The 23,176-nt window shown below is 63.0% G+C and carries 24 protein-coding genes; 7 read left to right on the top strand and 17 right to left on the bottom strand.

The window, feature by feature from the left end; translation table 11 throughout:
- Positions 1-46 precede the first annotated feature (46 nt).
- On the top strand, positions 47-556 hold the full coding sequence (locus CLM60_RS03510) for a L,D-transpeptidase family protein (RefSeq protein ID WP_095587785.1): 510 nt from the start codon (positions 47-49) through the stop codon (positions 554-556).
- On the opposite strand, the gene dalA is transcribed toward CLM60_RS03510, so the two are convergent.
- The gene (gene dalA, locus CLM60_RS03505; protein WP_095587784.1) at positions 553-1,089 is read right to left on the bottom strand and encodes a divisome-associated lipoprotein DalA; all 537 of its coding nucleotides are present in this window, start codon (positions 1,087-1,089) and stop codon (positions 553-555) included. The two genes, CLM60_RS03510 and dalA, sit on opposite strands and share 4 nt — an antisense overlap.
- A gap of 158 nt (positions 1,090-1,247) precedes the next feature.
- Between dalA and CLM60_RS03500 the strand changes: the two genes are divergently transcribed.
- The gene (locus CLM60_RS03500) at positions 1,248-1,844 is read left to right on the top strand and encodes a L,D-transpeptidase (RefSeq protein ID WP_095587783.1); all 597 of its coding nucleotides are present in this window, start codon (positions 1,248-1,250) and stop codon (positions 1,842-1,844) included.
- Positions 1,845-1,989: 145 nt separating this feature from the next.
- Complete coding sequence (locus tag CLM60_RS20840; protein ID WP_095587782.1) at positions 1,990-2,166, top strand: hypothetical protein; 177 nt, start codon at positions 1,990-1,992, stop codon at positions 2,164-2,166.
- A 57-nt stretch (positions 2,167-2,223) separates the two neighbouring features.
- On the opposite strand, the gene hemH is transcribed toward CLM60_RS20840, so the two are convergent.
- Together hemH and CLM60_RS03485 are read right to left on the bottom strand one after the other, a co-directional pair.
- Entirely contained in the window at positions 2,224-3,270 is a 1,047-nt protein-coding gene (gene hemH, locus CLM60_RS03490) for a ferrochelatase (protein WP_095587781.1), read from the bottom strand.
- 63 nt (positions 3,271-3,333) lie between these two features.
- Positions 3,334-4,182, bottom strand: a complete 849-nt coding sequence (locus CLM60_RS03485; RefSeq protein WP_095587780.1) for a methyltransferase domain-containing protein — start codon at positions 4,180-4,182, stop codon at positions 3,334-3,336.
- 49 nt (positions 4,183-4,231) lie between these two features.
- Between CLM60_RS03485 and CLM60_RS03480 the strand changes: the two genes are divergently transcribed.
- From CLM60_RS03480 to CLM60_RS03465, 4 genes are read left to right on the top strand one after another with little or no spacing between them, the layout of a single operon-like run.
- A complete protein-coding gene (locus tag CLM60_RS03480; RefSeq protein ID WP_095587779.1) occupies positions 4,232-4,948 on the top strand; it encodes a ComF family protein in 717 nt (238 codons plus the stop codon).
- Positions 4,949-4,983: 35 nt separating this feature from the next.
- On the top strand, positions 4,984-5,241 hold the full coding sequence (gene grxC / locus CLM60_RS03475; RefSeq protein ID WP_095587778.1) for a glutaredoxin 3: 258 nt from the start codon (positions 4,984-4,986) through the stop codon (positions 5,239-5,241).
- Positions 5,242-5,244: 3 nt separating this feature from the next.
- Positions 5,245-6,078, top strand: coding sequence for a carbon-nitrogen hydrolase family protein (locus CLM60_RS03470; protein ID WP_095587777.1), 834 nt, complete (start codon positions 5,245-5,247; stop codon positions 6,076-6,078).
- Complete coding sequence (locus CLM60_RS03465) at positions 6,066-6,518, top strand: MarR family winged helix-turn-helix transcriptional regulator (RefSeq protein ID WP_095587776.1); 453 nt, start codon at positions 6,066-6,068, stop codon at positions 6,516-6,518. Before CLM60_RS03470 ends, CLM60_RS03465 begins: the two co-directional genes overlap by 13 nt.
- On the opposite strand, the gene CLM60_RS03460 is transcribed toward CLM60_RS03465, so the two are convergent.
- From CLM60_RS03460 to CLM60_RS03395, 14 genes are all read right to left on the bottom strand, one after another.
- On the bottom strand, positions 6,509-7,429 hold the full coding sequence (locus tag CLM60_RS03460; protein WP_095587775.1) for a hypothetical protein: 921 nt from the start codon (positions 7,427-7,429) through the stop codon (positions 6,509-6,511). The genes CLM60_RS03465 and CLM60_RS03460 overlap by 10 nt on opposite strands.
- Complete coding sequence (locus CLM60_RS03455; protein WP_095587774.1) at positions 7,429-8,841, bottom strand: oligosaccharide flippase family protein; 1,413 nt, start codon at positions 8,839-8,841, stop codon at positions 7,429-7,431. Before CLM60_RS03455 ends, CLM60_RS03460 begins: the two co-directional genes overlap by 1 nt.
- Positions 8,842-8,978: 137 nt before the next feature.
- Complete coding sequence (locus CLM60_RS03450) at positions 8,979-9,242, bottom strand: spike base protein, RCAP_Rcc01079 family (RefSeq protein ID WP_176473774.1); 264 nt, start codon at positions 9,240-9,242, stop codon at positions 8,979-8,981.
- A gap of 99 nt (positions 9,243-9,341) precedes the next feature.
- Entirely contained in the window at positions 9,342-10,235 is an 894-nt protein-coding gene (locus CLM60_RS03445; protein ID WP_095587773.1) for a sulfotransferase domain-containing protein, read from the bottom strand.
- Complete coding sequence (locus CLM60_RS03440; protein WP_095587772.1) at positions 10,235-11,470, bottom strand: glycosyltransferase family 4 protein; 1,236 nt, start codon at positions 11,468-11,470, stop codon at positions 10,235-10,237. The genes CLM60_RS03445 and CLM60_RS03440 overlap by 1 nt, the downstream gene beginning before the upstream one ends.
- The gene (locus tag CLM60_RS03435; RefSeq protein WP_095587771.1) at positions 11,467-12,735 is read right to left on the bottom strand and encodes a nucleotide sugar dehydrogenase; all 1,269 of its coding nucleotides are present in this window, start codon (positions 12,733-12,735) and stop codon (positions 11,467-11,469) included. Before CLM60_RS03435 ends, CLM60_RS03440 begins: the two co-directional genes overlap by 4 nt.
- Before the next feature lie 96 nt (positions 12,736-12,831).
- A complete protein-coding gene (locus tag CLM60_RS03430) occupies positions 12,832-14,247 on the bottom strand; it encodes a mannose-1-phosphate guanylyltransferase/mannose-6-phosphate isomerase (RefSeq protein ID WP_095587770.1) in 1,416 nt (471 codons plus the stop codon).
- A 102-nt stretch (positions 14,248-14,349) separates the two neighbouring features.
- Positions 14,350-15,165: a metallophosphoesterase family protein gene (locus CLM60_RS03425; protein WP_095587769.1), complete on the bottom strand. Its 816-nt coding sequence runs from the start codon at positions 15,163-15,165 to the stop codon at positions 14,350-14,352.
- 8 nt (positions 15,166-15,173) lie between these two features.
- A complete protein-coding gene (locus CLM60_RS03420) occupies positions 15,174-15,947 on the bottom strand; it encodes a sulfotransferase family 2 domain-containing protein (protein ID WP_095587768.1) in 774 nt (257 codons plus the stop codon).
- A gap of 106 nt (positions 15,948-16,053) precedes the next feature.
- The gene (locus CLM60_RS03415) at positions 16,054-16,722 is read right to left on the bottom strand and encodes a rhomboid family intramembrane serine protease (RefSeq protein WP_095587767.1); all 669 of its coding nucleotides are present in this window, start codon (positions 16,720-16,722) and stop codon (positions 16,054-16,056) included.
- 50 nt (positions 16,723-16,772) lie between these two features.
- Positions 16,773-18,389: a VPLPA-CTERM-specific exosortase XrtD gene (gene xrtD, locus CLM60_RS03410; protein WP_095587766.1), complete on the bottom strand. Its 1,617-nt coding sequence runs from the start codon at positions 18,387-18,389 to the stop codon at positions 16,773-16,775.
- 99 nt (positions 18,390-18,488) lie between these two features.
- Positions 18,489-19,889, bottom strand: a complete 1,401-nt coding sequence (locus CLM60_RS03405; RefSeq protein WP_095587765.1) for a hypothetical protein — start codon at positions 19,887-19,889, stop codon at positions 18,489-18,491.
- A 9-nt stretch (positions 19,890-19,898) separates the two neighbouring features.
- Positions 19,899-20,516: a polysaccharide biosynthesis/export family protein gene (locus CLM60_RS03400; RefSeq protein ID WP_095587764.1), complete on the bottom strand. Its 618-nt coding sequence runs from the start codon at positions 20,514-20,516 to the stop codon at positions 19,899-19,901.
- Positions 20,517-20,681: 165 nt separating this feature from the next.
- Positions 20,682-23,111: a tetratricopeptide repeat protein gene (locus CLM60_RS03395; protein WP_095587763.1), complete on the bottom strand. Its 2,430-nt coding sequence runs from the start codon at positions 23,109-23,111 to the stop codon at positions 20,682-20,684.
- Positions 23,112-23,176: the final 65 nt, after the last annotated feature.

The following is a 23,176-nucleotide window of genomic DNA, read 5'->3' as shown; positions in this document are numbered from 1 at the left end:
GGGTATGGTCGCGCAAAAATAATCGAGGCCGAGGGCAAGTAAACGGATGTTGGGACGGCGAGCGCTCATTCTGACGGGCATGGCGGCGATGGTGTCGGCGTGCAGCGGCGGATCCAAGGGCAATATTTCGACAAGCAGCTATCGCGGGCCGCAAGTGACCCGCGTCATCGTGGCCAAGCAACGGCGCATGATGTTTCTGATGAATGGCGATCGGGTATTGAAGAAATACAAGATCGGCCTGGGCTTTGCGCCCAGCGGCCCCAAGCGGGTCGAAGGCGACGGCAGGACGCCCGAGGGGCGCTATACCATCGACCGGCGCAACCCCGACAGCTCGTTCTATCTGTCGCTGGGGATTTCCTATCCCAATCAATGGGATGTCGAGCGCGCGGTGGCGCTGGGCCAGAAACCCGGCGGCGATATCTTCATCCACGGGCAATCGACCAAGCGGCCGGACGGGCGCGATTGGACCGCCGGCTGCATCGCGGTGAAGAACCGGCATATGCGCCAGATCTATCGCATGGTGCGCGATGGCACCGTGATCGACATCTATCCCTAAAGGGCGCCGGCGGTCTGGAAGGATGACGGCGCGCCGGTGATCAGGGTCCACCAGATCTTGCCGCCCGGCTCCTGAAACCAGGAAAAGCCAAGATCACGCGCGCCGGGGTCCAGGATCACGTTGCGCGTGTCGCTCTTTTCCATCCAGGCGGCCAGGGTTTCCAGCTCGGTCTCGTAGGTTTCCGAGATGTTTTCGCCTTTCATCGTGCCGTTATAGCCCGCGCGCTGAACCCGTGTGACCGGCGACGACCCGTCCGAGCCGAAATGCCAAGGCCGGTTCTGCACCGACATGTCGCGCGAATGGGTGGCGGCGGCGGCGGTCAGCTGGGAATTCAGCTTCAGGTCCGGCGCACCTTTGGCGCGGCGCAGCGAATTGACCGAATCGAGCATCCGGAACTGAACCTCGGCCGTGTCGCCCTTGGAAATCCGATAGACGCGCGGCAACGGCTTGCCATCCGGGCCGACCGTCGGCGGCGGTGGCGTACAGGCCGCCAAGGCCAGAGTTGCAAGTAAAACGATCCCAAAACGACGCATAATGCCCGATCCATTCACCAGTGTTTCACCCTTCCTAGCGGGAAGCGTTGCATCCTTCAAACGCTTCGGCGCCGGATTTGCGGGTTCGGGCCAGTTTGATTTGCGACTGCGGCTTTGCCGCCATATGATGGTGAAAGTCATTAGAAAACGGAGCTGCCATGTCTTCGAAGTTTTCCCGCCGCGGTTTCCTGGCCGGCGGCAGCGCCCTTGTCAGCGGACTTGCCGCACCTGCCATCGCGCAACAAAGCCAGGTCTTCGATCCCGCCTTCGAGGCGGATATCAGCCAATCGTCGCGCCGCAACATCTCGAGCTTCCGGTCGCTGCAATGGCAACCGTATTTCGCCAATCTGCGCAATGGCGCGGTGCTGGTGGATACGACCTCGCGGGCGTTGCATTACTGGTCCGAGGATGGCGGAACCTATCTGCTGTTCCCCACCAGTGTCCCGCTGACCGAGGATCTGACCCGTCGCGGCCGCACGAGCGTCGTGCGCAAGGTCGAGGGGCCGTCGTGGCGCCCGACCCCGTCGATGAAGAAGCGCAACCCCGAATGGCCCGATTTCGTGGGCCCCGGCCCGGATAATCCGCTGGGCACCCATGCGCTTTATCTGTCCTGGACCTATTACCGGATCCACGGCACCCATGACACGCGCAAGATCGGGCGGCGATCATCGAACGGCTGCATCGGGCTTTACAACGAGCATATCGCGCGGTTGTTCGGCTTGGCGAAGGTCGGGACGCAAGTGTTGCTAATTTGACGACAAATTCCGTCTGTGCATGGGCGCGGCGCAAATCCCGATTGCATACTGCGCGCGGAATTGCTTAGACGAAGCTTACAGGTAAAACCCAAAGTACGTGCGGGAGGGTAACCGTAATGCCTGCACGTCGTTTCTGGAGGCTATTATGAAGAAACTCGCACTTGCTGCCGCTCTGTCCGTTGCTGCAACCACCGCGTTCGCAGGCAACATGGCCGAGCCGGTGATGGAACCCGAAGTGATCGTCGAAGACACCTCGTCCTCGAACGGTGGCATCCTGGTCCCCCTGTTCTTCCTGGTTCTGGTGGCAGCAGCCGCGTCCTGATAAGGGACAACCTCAGGAATTCAAAGGCGGTGGAGAAATCCACCGCCTTTACTTTTTTCAGACCCAGCCCTGCAGGTTTTCGGTAATGATATTCGACAGCGCCCGGATATGGGCCGCGTCGTCATTCAGGCAGGGAATATAGGTGAAATTCTCGCCGCCCGCGTGTTCGAAGCTTTCGCGGATTTCCTCGTTGATCTCTTCCAGCGTCTCGATGCAATCGGCGGAAAAGGCCGGGGCGATCACGGCGATGTTCTTCTTGCCCTGCTTGGCCAGCTCGGCCACATGCTCGACCGTATAGGGGCGCAGCCATTCCTCGGGGCCGAAGACCGATTGGAATGTGGTGATGATCTGGGTGTCGTCCCAGCCCAGCCGTTCCTTCAGCAGCCGCGTGGTCTTCTGGCACTGGCAATGATACGGGTCGCCCTGTTTCAGATAGCGCTGCGGCATCCCGTGATAGGACACGACCAGGATGTCGGGCTTGACCGGGGCGGCAGCATAGCCGCGTTCGACCGACTGCGCCAACGCGTCGATGTAATCCGCCCGATCGAAATAGGGCGGCACGACGCGGGCGATGGGTTGCCAGGTTTCCTTCATCAGCGCGCGGAAGAACTGGTCATTCGCGGTGCCCGAGGTCGCACCGGCGTAATGCGGGTAAAGCGGGAAGAACAGGATCTTCTGGCACCCGGCCTCGACCATCTGGCGCACCTTCGATTCGGTCGACGGGTTGCCGTAACGCATGCAGAAATCGACCATCACCTTATCGCCGAAGCTGTCGCGCATGGTTTCGGCGATCTTCTCGGTCTGGCCCCGTGTCAGGGTCATCAGCGGGCTTTCGTCCAGCTCTTCGTTCCAGATCGACTTATACGCCGCGCCGGATGAGAATGGCCGCTTGGTCAGGATGATCAGCTGCAACAGCGGCTGCCATTTCCAGCTGGGATAGTCGATGACCCGCTTGTCGGACAGGAACTCGGACAGATAGCGCCGCATCGACCAGTAATCGGTGCCGTCGGGCGTGCCCAGGTTGGCCAGCAGGACGCCGATCTTCTCCTCGGGGATTTTCGGGTGATCGGCGGGCGCATGGGCCGGGCATTTGGCGTTGGTCATACTGGTCTGTTCCGGTCTCGTGATTTTCTTGTTCCGTTGCAGATAGCCGATATTGCCGCCAGATCAAACGCGGCGCGGCGGCACAGGATCGGAAAGCGTGGTTTCCGTGGTGTTCAGCGCATCGGCCAGCCGCGATTGGGCCGAACCGGGGCGCAGGGGTTGCGGCTGGTTGGCGTCCGGCGCCCAGCCGGTCAGGAAAATCGTCTCGAACGTTGCGGGAATGCGGCCATCCGGGTCCTGGAATGCGTCGGCATAGATGCGGGCGGCCTCGATGAACAGCGCGCGCGGGCTGGGCCGCCGGGACCGCGCGGCCAGCGCGTTCCCCTCGCCCATCGCGCGCAGGTCCGCCATCAGGTGAAAGGCATCGCGATAGCTGGCGGTCTGGATCGTCGAATCCGCCACAGGCAGGGCAAATCCCGCCCGCTGCAACAGCCCGCCCAGATCGCGGATCTCGCCCATCGGCAACACGCGCGGGCTGAGCCCGCCGGTCAGACGGCTTTCGGCCTCGGCCAAGGCTGCGCGCAGTTCGGTCAGCGTGTGCCCGCCGGGCAGCGCCGCAATGAACAGCCCGTCGGGCTTCAGCGCGCGGCGGCATTGCACCAGCTGCCCCACCGGATCGTTCGCCCAATGCAGGCTCATGGCATGGATCACCAGATCATGCGCACCTTCGGCCAGATCCAGGATATCGGCGTCGGGAACATGCTGTGATCCCGGCACCACATCCGCCCAGATCCGTGGCAAGCCCGAGACCGCGACCGGCGCCGTAAAGGTTCTGTTAACCAGTTCCAGCCTTTCCTTGATCTCGGTTGCGGCCAGCTCATGCAGGAACAGCGCCGCGTCGGGCCGGGCAGAGGCACGGGCGCGGTTGCGGTTCAGGGCGGTGCGATCTGTCAGCTGCTGCGGTTCGGTCATGGATGGCGGCGTCCCGGTTTCGGGGTGGTTTTATAGGGCAAAGTCAGGAATGCAAGCTGCGCTGCAATTGATCTTTCCGCCGCAATGCGTGTCCTGCGGCGATCCGGTGGGCGGGGATTTCAACCTGTGCGGCCCCTGCTGGCGCGAGGCGCATTTCATCTCGGGTCTGGTCTGTGACCTGTGCGGCACCCCCCTGCCCGGGGATGATCCGGATGAAAAGGCGGTCTGCGACGATTGCATGCAGATCGCGCGTCCCTGGTCGCGGGGGCGCGCCACCCTGCTGTATCGCGATGGCGGGCGGCGGATGGTTCTGGCGCTGAAACATGCCGACCGGACGGAACTGGCCCGGCCCGCGGCAGAGTGGATGGCGCGGGCGGCGCAGCCGCTGATCGCGCCGGGGATGATCGTGGTGCCGATCCCGCTGCATCGCTGGCGGCTGCTCAAGCGGCGCTATAACCAGTCGGCGCTGCTGGCGGGGGGTGTGGCGCGCAAGCTGGGGCTGGTCCATTGCCCCGATGCGCTGTTGCGGGACCGCGCGACGCCGAAACAGGACGGTATGGGGGTCGAGGCACGGTTCGCCAACATGGCGGGCGCCCTGCGGGTCAATCCCCGCCGGATCGACCGGATTGCCGGGCGCGATGTTTTGCTGGTCGATGACGTTATGACCTCGGGCGCCACTTTTGCCACCGCGACCGAGGCGCTGCGTGCCGCGGGGGCCGCAGATATTCGGGTCATCACTCTTGCGCGCGTTGCGAAAGAGCCCTGATCCCATATATCTATGCGGGAAAAGGGAAATGTGCGATGCAAACGATCGAAATCTATACAACGCCGACCTGCGGTTATTGCCGGATGGCGAAATCGCTGCTGACGAACAAGGGCGTGCCCTTCACCGAAATCGACGTGTCGCGCGACCCGGCCAAGCGACAGGAGATGATGGGCCGTGCCGCCGGGCGCCATACGGTGCCGCAGATTTTCATCGGCCAGACCCATGTCGGCGGCTGTGACGATCTGTTCGCGCTGGATCGGGCGGGCAAGCTGGACCCGCTTCTGGCGGCCTGAGCGATGAAAGCGGCTCTGTTACAGCTGAATTCCAGCGACGATCCGGCCGAGAACCTGGCCGCGCTTCTGCCGATGATCCGCGATGCGGCGGCGAAGGGGGCCGGTTTCATCCTGACGCCCGAGGTGACGAATTGCGTTTCGTCCAGCCGCGATCACCAAAAGGACGTGCTGCGGTCCGAAGACGACGATCCGACACTGGCCGCCCTGCGGGACGAGGCGCGCGCGCTGAACGTCTGGCTGCTGATCGGGTCGCTGGGGATCAAGACCGACGATCCCGATGGCCGCTTTGCCAACCGGTCCTTCCTGATCGCCCCGGATGGGCAGATCGCCGCGCGGTATGACAAGATTCACATGTTCGATGTCGAGATCAACGAGGCCGAGCGGTTCCGCGAATCCGATGGCTATCGCCCCGGGGATCGCGCGGTTCTGGCCGAAACGCCCTTTGGCACGCTGGGGCTGAGCATCTGCTATGACGTGCGGTTCCCGCATCTTTACCGCGCGCTGGCCCAGGCCGGGGCCCAGATCCTGTGCGTGCCGGCAGCGTTTTCGCCCACCACGGGTGCGGCGCATTGGGAAACCCTGTTGCGCGCGCGGGCCATTGAAAACGGCTGTTACGTTTTGGCCCCGGCGCAAACCGGCCGCCACACCACCCGCAGCGGCAAGCCGCGCGCGACCTGGGGGCATAGTGTCGCGATTGCCCCCTGGGGCGAGGTTCTGGCCCGTGCCGGTGACGGGGTCGAGACGGTTTTTGTTGATCTTGACCTGTCACAGGTCCAGAACGCCCGGTATCGCGTCCCGTCCCTGAGCCATGACCGCCCGTTTGAATGTCCCGAGTAACCGAAAGCGCTGATACCCTGGCCGTTTCGCTGTTCAGCGAGATCTTCATGGCCGACCAGCTGGCGCGCAGCCGGTTGAGCAAGGCGTTGCCCAAGGGCATGGAGCTGAGCCATTTTTCGGTGCTGAACCATCTGGCGCGCACGAACGAGGAACGCTCGCCCGCGCAACTGGCTCAGGCGTTTCACGTCACGCGCGGGGCGATGACCAACACGCTGAACAAGCTGGAATGGGCCGGTCATGTGCATATCCGCCCCGATTGGGACGATGCGCGGCGCAAGATGGTGTCGATCAGCCCGGCGGGACGCAAGGCGCGCGATGCCGCGATTGCCGCGATGCTGCCGATTCTGAACGATGTGGTGGCCGATATCGGGATCGATCAGGTCCGCGCCGCGCTGCCGGTTCTGCGGGCGCTGCGGCAGCGGCTGACCGCTCAGGGATAATCGCTCAGGTCCAGGCCGGGAACCAGCGCGGCCAGACGCCGGTTGCTGTCACCGAACCGGTCGCCAAAGGTGTCCCGCACATAGGCCCGGATCGGCCGGGCCGGCTCGCGGCCAAGCGCCCCCATCACACGCCGATGCCCCGCGCCATAGAGTTTGAACAGACCGGTGGGTGTATGGCCCAGCTCGATAACCGGGCACCGGTTCAGCATGCTGGATTGCACATGGTTGATCCGCCGCAGAACCGGCGCGGTCGTTTCGGCATAGCTGGGCGCATAGATCACGCGAGCGCTGTCACTCAGGCCGGAATAGAGCCTGTTTCCGGTAAACGCCGCCAGCTCGTCAGCCATCTGTCCCATGTCGTGAGCGATGCTTTCCTGGGTCACGACATGCACGTTTTCCGCCCCGAACAGGGTCTGGTAATGGTCGATCAGGCGGTCATACTCGAAATGCACCGGGGAAAACGCTGGATAGCCGATATCGCGTTCGCCGCGAAAGAATTGCGGCCAGGGCATTGTGCCGCCGCTCATCAGATATTGCATGTAGCAAGACGGCAGGATCGTCATCTGCGACCGGATCGACAACAGGATGAGGGCGCGGGGGGCGATCTCTTTCAGCCGCCAGGCATAGACATCGGACTGATAGCCGCCGGTGAAATGATGGCCCGACAGGATCTCGGACGAAATCACGGGAACCGCCCCTTGGGGCACCTTTTGGCGGGCGGTGTCGATCAGATCCCGCATCAGATGCGGGTCGAACTGCAGCCCGTGGGGATTGGTGATCAGGTCGTGCACCTGTTGATGGCCGCAAAGCTGGGCGTATCCGTGATCGGGCGTGAACAACCGGTTCTGCATCCAGCTGGTGGCGGTCTTGTGATAACCGACATGCAGCAAAAGAGGCAGGCTCTCGGTCATTAGGGGCGTCGTGCCTTTCGATCCAGAACATAGCGGCGCAACCCGCCCAACATGAACAGCGCCAGCCCGAAGGTCGCGATGCACAACCCCGCCAGCAGGTTCAGATTGATCGGCAGCGGCAAAATACCCTGGCTGATCAGCCCGTACAGAAAGAGTAGGGTCAGGAACAGGAAACAGGCAATCACCGGACCGCGCAATGGTCGCAGGTCAAATCCAACCCGCCGCCGCAGCAGGATCAGCGCCACGGCAAAGCCGCAAAGCTCGCCCCCCAGCGCGATCCAGACCACCGTGGTCAGCCCGTAGCCTTGGGCCGCCGCATACCACGCCAGCGGCACGGTCAGGACCCGGCACAGGTTGGCCCACATGGCGTTGTCGGTCTGGGCACAGGCCAGCGCCACCGCCGCCGGTCCAGCCTTGAACACGCGCACGGCGTGCAGGATCGACAGGAACAGCAAAAGCGGCACCAATTCACCGTAATTCGTGTTTAGAACCCATTGCACCAGCAACGGTCCGAACAGCATGATCCCGGCGACCTGCACCAGGCCATTCAGCAGGTTCGCCTCGACCGCGGCGATGCCGATCATGGTGAATTTCTCGGGCGGCAGATCGGGGCGCGACAGCTGCGGCAGGAAGAAGGATTGCACGCTGCGCGACACCACCAGCGTGGGCGTCAGGGTCAGGGTGAAACCCATCGCCAGGATGGCCAGTTTCGCCATGCCCAATTCACGCCCGACGACCAGTTTTTCGCCGTGAAACACGATGAACAGCAGCATTCCGTTGATCAGAAGCGGCCAACCGAATCGCAATCCGCGCCCCATGATCTGGCGATCCATGCGAATCCGATAGCGGCTTTTGGCCGTTAGATGCGAGGTGACGAGCGTCATCATCGACTGCGCCAGCACCGCGAACAGCATCACGCGATAATCGCCGAAAAGGCGGTCCAGCGGCCAGACCAGCAGCACCGACACCAGCGCAGGCACCGAAACGGTCAGCATATGCGGCAGGTAGCGCATCTGCCGCTGCATGCGGAACACGTCGAAATGCATGAAACCGTTCATCAGCGGCACCAGCGCCATCGCCTGATAGGCCCAGGCGACATGCGGCACGCCCAGGAACATCGCCAGCGGATGCGCCAGAAGCAGCAGGATCAGCGATGACAGCACGCCGCGCAGGGCCTGAAACCCTTGCAACCCGGCCTGAAGCGCGGGGTCCTCGCCATCCTTGTCCTGCACGATCATCTGCTGCAGGCCCAGGTTCGACATCATCTCGACCATGGCCATCGAGATCGCGAATGTCGCCGCGATGCCATAGTCGGACACCGAAATCAGCCGCGCCACCAGCAGGTTGCGTATCAGCAGCATCAATGCGCTGAACGCATTGCCCGAAAGCAGCAGCAGGACGGATTTGAACATCGCCGGTTACCTTGTTACTTCCTTGATTTTCAAGGAGGAAGATACTCCCGACAGAGTTCTAGGGTTTGCGTCGCGGGGTCAAGTCCCGCCGGCCAATCCACAACCCAAGCGGCGCGGATTGGCCAATTTTTGCGCGCTCAGTACAGCCCGCGGATACCGGTCGCGGTGGTGCCTGTCGCCAGAACGCGGCGGGCCCGGATCGGAAAGGTGATCCCGGCGGCCACGAACACATCGCCGCTGGTGCCGTCGGCCGCGATCACGCGAACGGTTCCGGCGGTGGCCACGTTCAGCGCGCGGGTGACATTGGCCAGGTCGGTCAGGTCGTCGGGCGTGACCTCTTCGATCCCGACAGCGGGGCTTTGAAGCGAAGGGGTCATGTTGTCATAGGCATCTTGGGGCATGGTGCGTCCTTTCAGGTCGAAATGCGCGCCACCCTAGCGATGCCGGTGTTGAGGGTTCGTAAGCGCCCCGCCCGCTGCTAGGGCCATGGGCGCAACGCCCTAGCCCGCGCGGGGATAGCCGAACTTGTCCAGCACATCGCCCAGTTCGGTATCGATATAGGCCAGGTGATCGGCGGTCAGCATCCCCTTCCACTGGCCCGATTTCGCGCTGCGGACATGGGATTTCGCGCCGGTGGATTTGCCCGCGCGTTTCTTGGCCTCGAACATGGTCATCAGCCGGATGCCAAGCGCCAGATCGTCACTGTTACAGCCGAAATGGCGGAAAATCTGGTCGTAAAGTGCGGCGCGCCCGTCGCCCATCAGATCCTCGAACTTCAGCTCCAGCATATCGGGATCGTCCATGTCCCAGTTTTCCAGCAGATCGCGATAGGAAAAGATGAAATGGTCGATATCCATGTAAAGCCCGTCATCCTGCGACGCGGCCAGAAGCTTCTGCTGATAGCTGCGCCCCTGGTCATCGGGGCGGTGGGCCCATTCCTCGGTCGTCCATTTGTGGTAGTGGTAACCGGAAATGATCATGTCGCGCGGGTCGCGCGTGATATGCACCCCGCGATATGGCGCCAGCGCGGGCAGGTCCATCTTGCTGTGGCCCGACACGAAGATGTCGGTCTGGGCTTTCGGCTGCTGCATGTTCACGATCTCGAACCGCTGGCCACGGCACATCGCAAACAGCCGCATCACGTCGACGAAATAGGTGGTCATCGCCTTGTGATGGGTCGACACGAACAGCACCGGATCGCCCGGCTGGCGCGGCTTGCGGTTCAGCGCGCCCGCCGCCAGTTTCGGCGTCAGCGCCCAGAATTCGGGATTGCGCAGCGTGCCCTTGTTCCGGCCATAGGCGTTCTTCAGCTTGATCCGCAGCTTTTCAAGCGGCGAGCGCTGGATCTGCGGGCCGAACCCGGCCTGGGTCGTGATCTGTCGGCGCGGCTGCATCAGCGGTCCATCACGCGCTGATAGGCGGCGATAAGTATGTCGACCTGATGATCCCAGCTCAGCTCCGTTTCGACCCTGTTTCGCCCGAAAACACCCATTTCGGCACACCGATCAGGGTCGTCCAGAAGGGCCGCGATCTTGTCGGCCATGTCGGTGGTGTCGTTCGGGGTGGCGTAGAGCGAGGCCTCTTGCGCCGAAAACCGGCCTTCGGCAACCTCGTACTGCACGATGGGTTTGGAAAACGCCATGTATTCCAGGATCTTGTTCATGGTCGACTTGTCGTTCATCGGGTTCACCCGGTCGGGGTTCACGCAGACATCGGCGGTCGACAGCACCTCGAACAGGTCGGCATCGGGGGCGCGGCCGGTGAAGGTGACGTGATCGGTCAGCTTCATGTCGGCGGCCATGCGTTTCAGATCGTCCAGCGCGGGGCCGCCGCCCACCAGAACGAACTGGATATCGCGGCCGCGTTCATGCACCAGATCGCGCGCGGATTCCAGCAACAGGTCCAGCCCCTCCTGGTCGCCCATCACGCCGACATAGCCCACCATATGCGCGCGCCCGTTCTTCCATTTCGGATTGGGTGGCATCACCGTCAGCCGGGTCAAATCGGGGCCCGAGCGCACGACGAACACATCCTGCGGGGCCTTGCCGCCACGGGTCAGCGCGATATCGCGATAGGAATTGTTGGTCGAGATCACCACATCGGCGGCGCGGAAATTCCGCCGCTCGCACCATTTCATCAGCCGCCAGAAAAAGTCGCGGCGGTTGAATTTCGCCTCGTAAAGCTCGGGGTTGATGTCGTGGTGGTCGAAGATATAGCGCTTGCCGAACAGCTTGAACGGCCAGGCGACCAGAAAGATCAGGTCCGGCGGGTTGCAGCCCTGGATCGTGTCGAACCCGTGTTTCATCGCCACCTTGATGGCCAGCCGCATCTCGTGGAACAACGCGGCGGAATATTCCAGCAGATAGCCCGCCGCGCCCTTGGCATCCACGGGCAAGTTGTGGCGATAGATATGGACGCCCTCAATCTCTTCATAGGGTGCCTCGTACCCCTTGCCGGTGGGGCAGATCACGCTGACCTGCGCGCCCGCAGCCGTCAATGTGCGGCATTCGTGCCAGACGCGCCGGTCGAAGGGCAGCGGCAGGTTTTCGACGATGATCAGAACCTTGCGCCCCGCCAGCGGCGCGGCGGCGCGGGCCGCCGTCATGCGCGGGGTTTCGATCCGGCTCATGCCAGGGTCCCCAGATCGCGAACAATCCCGGGGTCCTTCAGGGCCAGTTGCTTGATCGTCGCGTTATTGGCCAGAACCCGGTCATAAGACCCTGTTTCAGCGCGATCCTTGTCGATCAGCAATGTTTCCAGCATCGGCAGCCGGCTATAGGCATAGCCCAGGTTCGCGCCCACCAGCATGTCGGCGGCGATGGCGGGGTCATAGATTTCCACCTTGTACCCAGCCGCCAGCAGCTTGCGCGTCAGGTCGACATTCGGGCTTTCGCGCAGGTCATCCGTGCCCGCCTTGAACGCCAGCCCGGCGATCAGGATGCTTGCGCCGGGCTCCAGCCCCTCGGCCGCGAATTCGAACAGCGCGTGTTTATGCGCCTCGTTCGAGCGGATCAGGCTGTCGACCAGATGCAGGTTCGCGCCGATATCCGAGCCGATATGCTGCAACGCGCGCACGTCCTTGGGCAGGCACGAGCCGCCAAACGCCCCGCCCGGCCGCATGTAATAGGGCGAGATGTTCAGTTTGGTGTCCGACACGAAGATTTCGTGCACCTTCTTGGCGGAGATCCCGGCCTGAAGGCAGACGCGCCCGATTTCATTGGCAAAGGCCACCTTGACCGCGTGCCAGGTGTTGTCGACGAATTTCGTCACCTCGGACTCGCGATAGCCCACGATGAAGGTCGGCGCGGTGATATTGGCGTTCAGCGCCTCCATCGCGGCGTTGGGCTGGCCGTCGCTGGTGCCGATGACGATCTTGGGCGGCTCGAAATAATCCTTTACCGCCGTCCCTTCGCGCAGGAATTCGGGGTTATAGACGATCTCGACCCGGTTCTTGAAATCCGCGCCCAGGGTGGAAGCGAAGATGGGCGCGATCAGTTCTTCGATCGTGCCGGGGCGGATGGTCGACCGATAGGCGACGGCGAATTTGCCGGTATCGGTGTTCTTGACCGCCTCGGCGATCTGGCGGCTGACATCGGCGATATAGCCCATGTTGTGCGACCCGTCGGGCGCCGATGGCGTGCCGACGCAGACAATGGCCAGATCGGCATCCTTCAGGTGGTCGCCAATGGTCGTATCGGCCTGAAACAGTCCCTTTTCCAGCGCATCTGACAGCATTTCGGTGACTTGCGGCTCGACGATCGGGGCCTGGCCCGCATTGATCGCATCGACCTTTTTCTGGCTGACATCGATGCCGACCACCGTGTGACCCTCGGAAGAGATACAGCACCCGGCCGTGAACCCGACATACCCCAACCCAAAAATGACAACCTTCATGTCATCGCCTTCTCTTCGTTACGCACGCTCAGATCACCTATCGCTGATACGTGACCGCGGGATTTTATCAACCCGCTGCGGTGCAGCATGATCGTATTAGTTCCGGTTATAGACATCCTCGTAACGCACGATGTCGTCTTCGCCCAAATAAGCGCCGGTCTGCACCTCGATCAGGTACATCGGCACGCGTCCGGGGTTTGCCATGCGGTGTACGGCGCCCAGCGGAATATAGACCGACTGGTTTTCCGACAGCAGCTTTTCCTCGTCCCCGATGGTGATCTGCGCGGTGCCGGCGACCACGATCCAGTGTTCGGACCGGTGCATGTGGCTTTGCAGGCTCAGCGTGCCGCCGGGTTTCACCATGATGCGTTTCACCTGGAACCGGCTGTCCAGGCACAGGGTCTCGTACCAGCCCCAAGGGCGGTGAAAGCGCGGGTAATCCTCGGCCTGCGAAACCTTTCGCTGTTTCAGCAGCGTGACGGCGTCCTTCACCTGTTGCGAGGCGTTCATGTCCGCCACCAGAACCGCGTCGCGCATCGCGACCGCCACGATATCCTTCAGGCCGACGCCGACCAGCTGGATATCGTCGCTTTCCGACCGCAGAAACGTGTTGGCGCAATCGACCGCCGTGGCGGTGCCTTGGGTGACGATACCGTCTGAATCAGGCTCTGACGCGGCCCAAAGCGCGTCCCAGCTGCCCAGATCCGACCAGCCGCAGCTGAGCGGCACCGCCGCGATATTGTCGGCCATTTCCATCACGGCATAGTCGATGGATTCCGACCGCGCGTCGGTGAACTCGGCCTCGGACAGGCGATAGAATCCCAGATCCTGCGCGCCGTTCTGCACCGCGCCCCGGCAGGGCGCCATCATGTCGGGCGCGTGTTTTTCGAACGCGGCGATGATGTCGCGCACACGGAACAGGAACAGGCCCGCGTTCCACAAATGCCGCCCGCCATCGACCAGTTTCTGCGCGGTCTCGGCATCGGGTTTTTCGGTGAACCCCTTCAGGGGATAGGGTTTCAGTGCACCGTTGACCGGCGCCTCGAGCTCCAGATAGCCATAGCCGGTTTCGGGTCCGGTGGGCGTCACGCCGAATGTCACCAGCTTGCCGCTTGCCGCGGCCTCGGCACCGATGCGCAGGCTTTGCAGAAACGCATCGATATCGCCCATGATGTGATCGGACGGGGCCACCAGCATCAGCGCGTCTGGCGTATCCTCGAGCATCAGCGCGGCGGCCAGAATCGCAGGCCCGGTGTTGCGCAGCGCGGGTTCGATCACCACGCGCGCATCCGACAGGCCGATTTCCTCGCATTGATCGGTCGCGATGAAGCGGAAATCGGCATTCGTCATCACCAGCGGCGCGCCGAAATCCGGGCCGGACAGGCGTTTCAGCGTCGATTGAAACAACGTGTCCTGGCCCAACAGCCCGATGAACTGTTTTGGATAGGCCCGGCGCGAACTGGGCCACAGCCGCGTGCCGGAGCCGCCGCAAAGGATAACAGGGTGGATCATCGTAAGCCCCGGTTTCAAAACGATTTCCTCTGCACGCTACTAAGCTGGTGGAAACGAATCCATGACAAAGTCGGGGATTGCGGCGAATACCTGCTCAATGCCTTATCCCGGCCATTGTTTCGACACGTCATGTTCCACCTTTGTGCTTAGAAAACGAATATCGCCTTTGTCGATTGCTGCCGCGGTCAGCACACCGCTGCGAAAAGCGCCGGTATCGACGGCAATGTGACCGGCGCGGATCGCGGGTTCGGGCGTCACGGTGTGGCCATGCGCCACCCACAGGCCGTCGCCGCGCGGTTGCAACCGCTTGCCGGGCCGCGCCCAGAGCAGCGTTTCGGTCGGCTGTTCGTCCAGCGGGCGCTGCCCGTCGGTCAACGCATGCACGACCGCCAGATTGCCGCTTTGCCACCACATCGGCAGGCGGCTCAGCCAGTCTTCGGTGCCGGGCGGCAGAGCGCGGCGCAATTCCTGCGCCAGCGCTTCGTGCCGTTCAACGGGCGAACTGCCCGCGACCCGGTCGACATGAAAGCTGGACAGCGTGTCCAACCCGCCGTTCAACAGCCAGTGTTCGGCGCTTTCGGTCGGGGTTTTCAGGAATTGCAGCAGCATCGCCTCGTGATTGCCCATCAGACAGGTCACGCGCCGCGCCGGATCATCGGACAGCGCACGCAGCCGCCGCAGAACGCCCGCGCTGTCGGGGCCGCGATCGACATAATCGCCGACAAACACCCAATCGGCCGACCGGTCGCCCTGATCGGTGCGGATCATGTCGATCAGCGTATCCAGCAGGGCGCTGCACCCGTGGATATCCCCCACGACATAGGTCAGGCGATTGGGCACCGGCGGGGACAGATCCAGGGTTGTGTGCTGCGCGGGGCCGATAAGGTTGCGAAATCGCTTGAGCATCTTGCGCAGCATGCCTTGGCTTATTTCAGCCGCGCCATCAGGCGGTTGGCTTTGTCCTTGACCTTGCTGGACAGCGTATCGCGCGCGGCCAGTTCCGCATCGCGCGCAAGGATGAAGCTGTCGGGCAGGGCGGGCGCGGGGGCATCGGGCATCTTCTGGCCGATCCGATAGCCGAAGCGTTCGAAATCTGTGCCATAGATCTCTTCGATCAGGGCCAGTTCCTCGTCGCTGGGCACGACCTGTTCCTTGGCGTTGCGGGTATATGCGCCGCGCTTGTTCTTGTGGGTGAAGGCGCGCGGCCCGGCGATATCGCCGGTGATCATGTCCAGCCACGGGATCACCGCATCCAGCCCGTGTTCCAGGTAAAAGACCTGGGCTTCCTCGGGCACAAGCTGGGTCATGGGGCGGACATGGTTGTCGTACTGGAACGGGCGCTGCGCGGATTCGTCCTGAATCAGGCGCAGCCAGTCGACGAAGGAGGTGGACTCGGGGATGCTGCGCTCGACCTCGTGCTGGAAGTGATAGGCGCTGACGATGCGGGCGACGGGATGGCGCACCACGGCAAAGCTGTGATCGAAAAACCCCTGTGGAAACAGGCGGTTCAGCGCTTCCAGGTCGATATGCTGGGGCGAGGATTTGTTCCAGCGCTGTTCCACCGGGCGGCGCATATAGGCGTTGTCTTCGAAGGCGATCAGCGGGAACCGCGCGCGCAGGTAATCTTCGATGGCAGAGCCGGCGCATTTCGGGACATGGGCGAAGAAGATGAGGTCGGTATTGGTGCGAATGATCGGCATCTGAAGCTCGCCATTGATGTGTCAAAGGTCTAGCACCGCGGTCTTTCGATGTCATCGCCCCGCGGGTGCATCGGGGCGCATCGGCGGTATTTGACCAAATCCCGTGCTAAATCCGCCCGCGCGGGTCCAAAAGCAGGGCCATAATCCAACCGGTCACGAACCCGCCCAGATGGGTTTCCCAGGCCAGCTGCCCGTCCAGCGCCCACCACATCACCGCGTTGATCACGATCAAAAGCCCGGCCACCCGCGCAATCGGCCACAGATCCAGCCGATAGGTGTAGCGGTCGACATAGTTCCACGCCATCAGCGCACCGGCCAGACCGAACAGCGCGCCGGATGCCCCGACCATTGGATAGACCGTATCGGCGATCAGGCCAAAGCCCGCCGCCCCGCCGATCATGGTCGCGAAATACAGCAGCAGGAACTGCACCGGCCCCACCCGTTCGACGACGCCCTGTCCCAGCGAATGCAGCGTGATCATGTTGATCAGCAGATGCAGCAGACCGCCATGAAGAAAGCCATAGGTCACGAACATCAGCACCGGTTGCAACGCATAGTTCGGCGTCCAGTCCTGCAGCAGACCGGGCCAGAAGCCGCCCTGCTCATAGGCCCACTGGCGCAGCCGGGGCGGGCCAAAGACGCCCAGATCGCCCATTTGCAGAACCACCTCGATCAGCACGCAGATCAGCACCAGCGCCAAAGGCACCAACGCGGCGAATTTACGCGCCCGCTGGCTGTCGTCCTGTGGCAGGCCCTTGGGCACGGTGGTTCTCATCCGGCTATCTTGGCGCGAAAGCCGCGCCTGTTTCAAGCATCGTCGCGGGTCTATTCCGGCACGAAACGCGGCAGGCGCGGCAGGCTTTCGGCCATGAACCGTTGCAGCCGGGCATCGGCGGCGGCTTCGTCCTCGCCCGGTTCGATGGGGGTGACGAAACGGACCATCGCACCGTCGGTCCGGCCCATGCTCAGCCCGTCATACAGCACCGAGGCCTTGGCCAGGTAATCGTTGGTGAACCGCTTGCCGCGCTGTTCGAACCAGTAATAGACCAGCTGCCGCAGCGTGCCCTTTTCGATCACCGCCCGGTTCAGGTCGAACGTGCCATAGATCGTATGCGGCATCGACACCTGATAGGGGTCGATCGAATAGACCTCCCACCCGCCGACGGGCAAGCAGACCTCGGGCGAGTGGATGCCGGTGCCCTCGGTCTGTTTCTTGTAGAAGGCGACGAAGAAATTGACCGATGCGGCCTCGTCCGTGCTAGCGAAGGTGGCGTTGATATAGTCATCCGCGCCCAGAACCTGTTCGACCGCCGGGTCCAGCTTTTCGCGGATCGCCGACCAGCCCGAAATGCTGTTGGGATACAGCGTGAAGGGGTCGCGCGGCACCGGCACGGGATCGGCGGGCTTGATCAGCAGCCAGGACGTGGTGACCACCAGCGTCAGCGCGGTGGCCACGAACATCGCCGCCGACGCCTTGATGCCCACGATCCGTGACAGGATACCGCCGAAACCCTGGAAATCCAGGTCGATCGCCTCGGCCAGCGACAGGGGGTTGGGCGCCAGCCGTTGCAGCCCGACCGCCAACAGGAACAGCAGCCCCACACAGGCTAGGAAGATCACCCAGCCTTCGAAGAAATGCAGGAACCCCTCGGCCTGTTCGATGCCATAGGAATTGACCAGAATGCCGATCACGCCGATGCGGAACGAATTCATCAGCACCGTCAGCGGCGCGGCCGACAAAAGCAGCACCGCCTTGTGCCACATCGGCCCGCGATACAGGATCGCGAACAGATAGGAAAACGACAGGATCGGGAACAGGTAGCGCAAGCCGGAACAGGCCTCGGCCACCTGCAGCTTGTAGACGCCCAGATCGATGATATTGCCGTCCAGAAACACCGACACGCCCGCCTGCGACACGAACCAGACGCCCAGTTGCGACGACACGGTTTGCAGGAAGATCGACAGTTTCCAGTACAGGAATTGCGGCAGCGGCAGCATGAAGACCAGGTGCAGCACCGGCAGCTGGTGTTGCTTGCCCCGCTGCCAGCCGAACACGGTCAGCACCACGCCGCCCACCCAGATGATGAACCCATAGGTGACGATATCGGGGATCAGCACCAGGTTGCCCAAGATCGCGATGGCCAGCCCGATGCCGATCACCACCACGCCCGGCCAGCGGTCGGTCACGGTTTCGGCCGGCGGCGGCGACCGGCGCAGCTCGCGCAGGAACAGGTAGAGCGAGATCAGCGGGATCAGCGGCCCGTGGCTGTATTCAGCAGTCGCCCAGGCCCTGCCCAGCGACAGAAAGCCGACCCAGAACACGGGAACCGACACCGCCAGCAGCGCGATGAAGCCCAGAAGCCCGGGCATGTTCGGGCGCGTCTGCCAGGTCGGCGCCAAGGGGGCGTGGTCGGTTGAATGCACGACAGGATCCGTTTTCATACCAGGGCGGCAAGCCCCCTGTTTCCATCCGTATGTATCGCAAATGCCGGGATTTTTCTAGAAATCCCGGCATTTTTCGCGTGATCGTGACGGACCGGCTCAGGGGCGGAAGGAAAAGCTGCGCTCCAGCCCCATGAACACCGTATTCGTCGTCCGGTCGCTGCTGTTGTCCCGCTTGGAATAGGAATGTTCGAAGCCGGTGGTCAGGTCCCAATCATTCGACAGCCCGTGGTTATAGGACACGTTCAGCCGCGCCCGCTGGCTATCGGTTGCGTTGTCCGACAGCCCGTCGATATGGGCAAAGTCGACACCGGCGCGGATCGTGGAATCGGCGTTGATCTGATAGTCATAGTTGAACTCGACCCGCGTGCGCAGAACCTCGTCATCGTCTTCCAGCGCGGTATCGGCCGATTGCGCCAGGCTGGCGCTGATGGCGCCGGTCCGCAGCTCGCGGTCATAGCGCAGCGCGGCCAGCGCGCGGGTGTCGGTTTCTTCGCTATCGGTCAGGCCCAGTGACAGGCCGAACGACCCGTCGGGCAGATCCAGCGTGCGGTCGACCCAGATCGTATCGCGGCGGCCCGCGGCGCTGATCCGGGTGCTATAGCGTGCGCCGATGGTGCCATTGGCGCGGTCGGTCTTGATCCCCAGACGGGCCGACGGGCCGTCGGTTTCGGTCGTGCGCCGTTCGCCGCCAACGGTTTCCGTGGTTTCGACCCGGTCGAACGATACCTGCCCGTCAAAGGACAGGCCGGGCGCGATTTCGTGGTCCACCCGCAGGCCGACATTGGTGCGGTCCCGCTCGGTTTCGGGCAGATCCTCGGCGTCGTATTCGCTGAGGCCGACAAAGGGCGAAACCGACAGGGTGGGCGACAGGTCGAACCGCGCGCTCAGGTCCAGATCGACGGTGTCGCTGTCAAACAGGTTGTCGCTGCTGACATCGGAATAGTTCCGCTCGCGCAGGCTGGTGCCGAATTTCAGGCCAAAGGGCGCGCTGCGCCCGGTTTCGATATCGAAGGCCAGCCGATTCACATCCAGCGTGCCCGTCCCGGCAAAGGTGTCGCGCAGATCGAATTCCGGCGAAATCGCCGTGTCGCGGACCTCGGTCCGGCGGGTCCTGGCGTTGAACCGCAACCGCGTGTCGCGGGTTTCGTGCTGATAGGCCAGATCGGCCGAGCGGTTCTCCAGGCTGGTTTCAAACCCGTCCGATTGCGGGAAATCACCCGCATCGACCTGGCCGCGCAGGTTGAATTCGAACCGCTGCGAGCGGGTCTCGCTCAGCACGCCAAAGCCCAGATCGGTCCGCAAAAAGGTCGTGCCGCTGTCCGGATTCTGTTCGTTTTCGTAATTGTCGGTGAAGCGCAGCGTCGATTTGACATCGACGGTCACCTCGACGCCCGCACCTGCATCCGCGGCGTTTTCCTGCGCGCGGGCGCCGACAAAGGTCAGGGCGCCCACCAAGGTCAGTCCGGTTGTGATCAGCCAGCGTTTCTGTGCTGTCATTTTTCTTGTCTACTCGAAGAGGCGACGCTCCGGGACGAGGATGACATCGCCATTTGCCAGTATGATATCTTCGCTCAGCGCTGCCCCATTCGCCAAAGCGCGATAGTTTATCTTATAGACCCGTTCTGCTCCGGTCGTTGCATCGCGGCGGCGCACTTGCACACGCTTGGTTGCCGCGAATTTCGTAAAGCCCCCGCCCTGCGACAGCAGTTGCAAGAAGCTGGTTCCCGGCGTGACCTCGCGCAGGCCGGGATTGTTCACCTCGCCCATGAGATACACGTTTATGGTCGCGGGCGCGACGCTTTGGCTGCTGGGCGCGGTGCGTAGCGGGATATTGACCACCGACACCACGACGGTCGGGGTGGTCTGAAACTGATCTTCGATCCCGGCGACAAGCGCGCCCTGGATCTGGCCGATGGTCCGGCCCGCCGCGCTGACGCTGCCGGCGAAGGGGAAATTGATCTGCCCGTCGGGCAGGACCAGAACGTTCCGGTTCAGCGAGGAATCTTCCAGAACCTCGACCGAAAGCGTGTCGCCCGCACGGACAGTATAGTTGCCCCCGGCGGCCAGTGCCGCGGTAGCGGTTGCAAAGAGGAAGCTCAGAATAACGAGAACGGCGCGCATCATGGCGTGTCGGATCCTTTCGGTTGCCCCCCAACCAGGTTTGAGGCTTCTATGACCGTATCTTGTGGACAATCCAAGCTTTTTCCAAGGTTTAATCAAGACTTGGCATTGGGGTGATGCGACCTCGCCACGCTTGTGTTGCGCAAACGTGCCGCCTGTCCGATCCGGTTATTCGCCCTGGCTCAGCCTTTCGACCTCATCCCGGGCGGTCTGGAATTGCGGCCGGGGGTCGTCGCCGGCCAGCTCCAGCGTGTGCTGAAGCTGGGTCAGCGCCTCGGCCCGGCGGTTCACGGCCAGATAGGCCATGCCCAGATGGTACTGCACCAGCGCGTCGCGCGGCAATCCGCGCGCGGCGGGTTCCAGATGGCGCACGGCCTCGTTGAAATCGCCGCGCCGATAGGAAATCCAGCCATAGGTGTCCTGGAAAGGCGGGAATTCGGTGTCCCGCAGCCGCCGCGCCACGGTATAGGCGCGCGCCAGGCTTTCATCGTCCTGTCGCGTGGTCACCAGCAGGCTGGCCAGATTGTTGGCGACGATGCTGGTGCTGCTGTTCTGGGCGTAAAGCCGCTCGTAGATTTCGATCGCGGCATCGGTGTCGCCGTCGCGTTCCAGCTGCGAGGCGCGGGTCCACAACAGGTCGCGCCCCTCGGGCAGGTGCTGCAGCGCCTCGTCCAGGGCGGCTTCGGCTTCGTCCTCGCGCTGGTTGGCCGCCAGCAGCCGGATCAGTTCCATCCAGACCCGCTCGCGTTTCGGCTCTTCGTCCAGCAGCGCGCGATATTGCCCCTCGGCCCCGTCGACATCGCCATTGGCCACCATGATCGCCGCATCCAGAAACCGATAGAGCGGCTCGTCGGGCTGATCGGCCAGCAGACCGTTCAGGAATTGCCGCGCCTCGGTCGTGTCACCGCGCAGCAACAACGACCGGACCACCGTCACCTGGGCGCCGATATGGCCGGTATTCTCGGTCGCCAGGCTTTCCAACAAGGCAATGGCGTCGTCGGTGCGTTCCTGGGCGTTCAGCAGCGCAACCTTCAGGCCATCCGCCTCGGCCACGGTCTGGTCGGTGCCGATCCGGCGCAGGGTGGTCTCGATCTGTTGCGCGCGGCCCCAATCCTCGATCTGGACATAGATCCGGCCAAGCTGCGACAGGATCTGGGGATCGTCCGGCGCCAGGCGCAGGGCCTGAACCAGAATGGATTCCGCGGGCATCGGCTTGTTGTCGGACAGCAGATAGGCCGCATAGCGCAGGCTTTCCTCGGGCGCGTTGTTCGACGCCTCGACCGCCAACGACAGCATCTCGCCGGACAATTCGTGGTTGCCGTTGCGCTGATGCGCGCGCGCCATCAGGGTCATGACGGTCGGATCGTCGGGGCTTTGGTCCAGCGCGGTGCGCAGGACATTGATTGCCTCGTCGGCCTTGTCCTCGTCGATCAGCCAGTTGGCGCGCAGTTTCAGCGCCGCAACCATGGTCGGGTCGGCCTGCAGGACCTCTTCGACCAGCTTGCGGGCGCCGACCTCGTTCCCGGTCGACAGCAGGAATTGCGCCTGAATCACCTTGAAATCGCGTTTCTGGTCGGATTCCGGGGCGTTGGACAGGATGTCGTCCAGCGCGGCAATCGCGGCTTCGCGCTGGCCGTCCTCGAAATCCATGGTTGCGCGCATGGTGCGGAACCGGTCGGTATTGGTCCCCTCGGCGATGAACGCGTCAAGCTGCGCCCGCGCGGCATCGCGGGTGCGGGTGCCCAGCAGGAACTGGATCAGCGTGATCCGGGCCGGGTCATTGGCGACGCCTTCCTCGAATTCCGCCCGCAGGAAGCTTTCGGCGCTGTCCAGATCGCCCAGCGAGATCAGATATCGGATCAGCAGCGATTTGGTGGGCGTGTCATCGGGGAAGCGTTCGACCATCTGACGCAGCTGGCTTTCGATCCCCGCGCGGTCCTGCATCTGTTCCAGGATCTGCAACCGGGCACGATAGAGCGGCAGCTCGTCGGGATTGCCGGCGATGGCGGCGTCGACCTCGGCCAGGGCATTGGTGAAATCGCGGTCGCGCAGATAGCCGTCGATGATGATGCTCTGGTTGATCTGGCTGTCGGGCAGCGCGGCTTTCAGCGCGATCGCATCGGCCAGTGCGGCGCGGCGGGCGGCGCCGTCGTCATCCTGAAGCGCGCGGCGATATTCCATCGCGGCGGCAATCACCTGAACCCGCGGATCGTCGGGGGCAAGCTCGATCGCCTTGGCGCCGTGGCGTTCGACCTCGGCCCAGTTCTGAATGCGGATGCCCAGCTCGGCCAGGGCGCGGCGGCCTTCCAGATCGTCGGGATATTGTTCCACCAGACGCAGATACTGACCAAAGGCCTCGCGCAGCTGCCCGCGTTCCTGAACCGCACGGGCATAGGCCTTGCGCGCCTCGGCATGGGCGCCGTTCAGCTTGAACACATTGCGAAATTCGACAAGCGCGCGGTCGGTATCCCCGGCCTGCAGCAGCTCCATCCCTTTTTCGAAATGCTTTTCCGCACGGTCTTCGGCCGAATCGCAGGCGGCCAGAACCGACAGCCCCACCGATAGAATCCCGATACGCATCAAGCCGAGCACAGTCATACGCACACCCTCCAAAACCAGCCCCTAGTTACTATTGTTAACGCGTCTCAGCCAGTAAAAGGCGC

Origin of the sequence: Actibacterium ureilyticum (assembly GCF_002285435.1) — a bacterium.
Lineage (GTDB): Bacteria > Pseudomonadota > Alphaproteobacteria > Rhodobacterales > Rhodobacteraceae > Actibacterium_C > Actibacterium_C ureilyticum.
The sequence above is the reverse complement of the archived record's forward strand: the minus strand, read 5'-3'. Positions and strand labels throughout refer to the sequence as shown.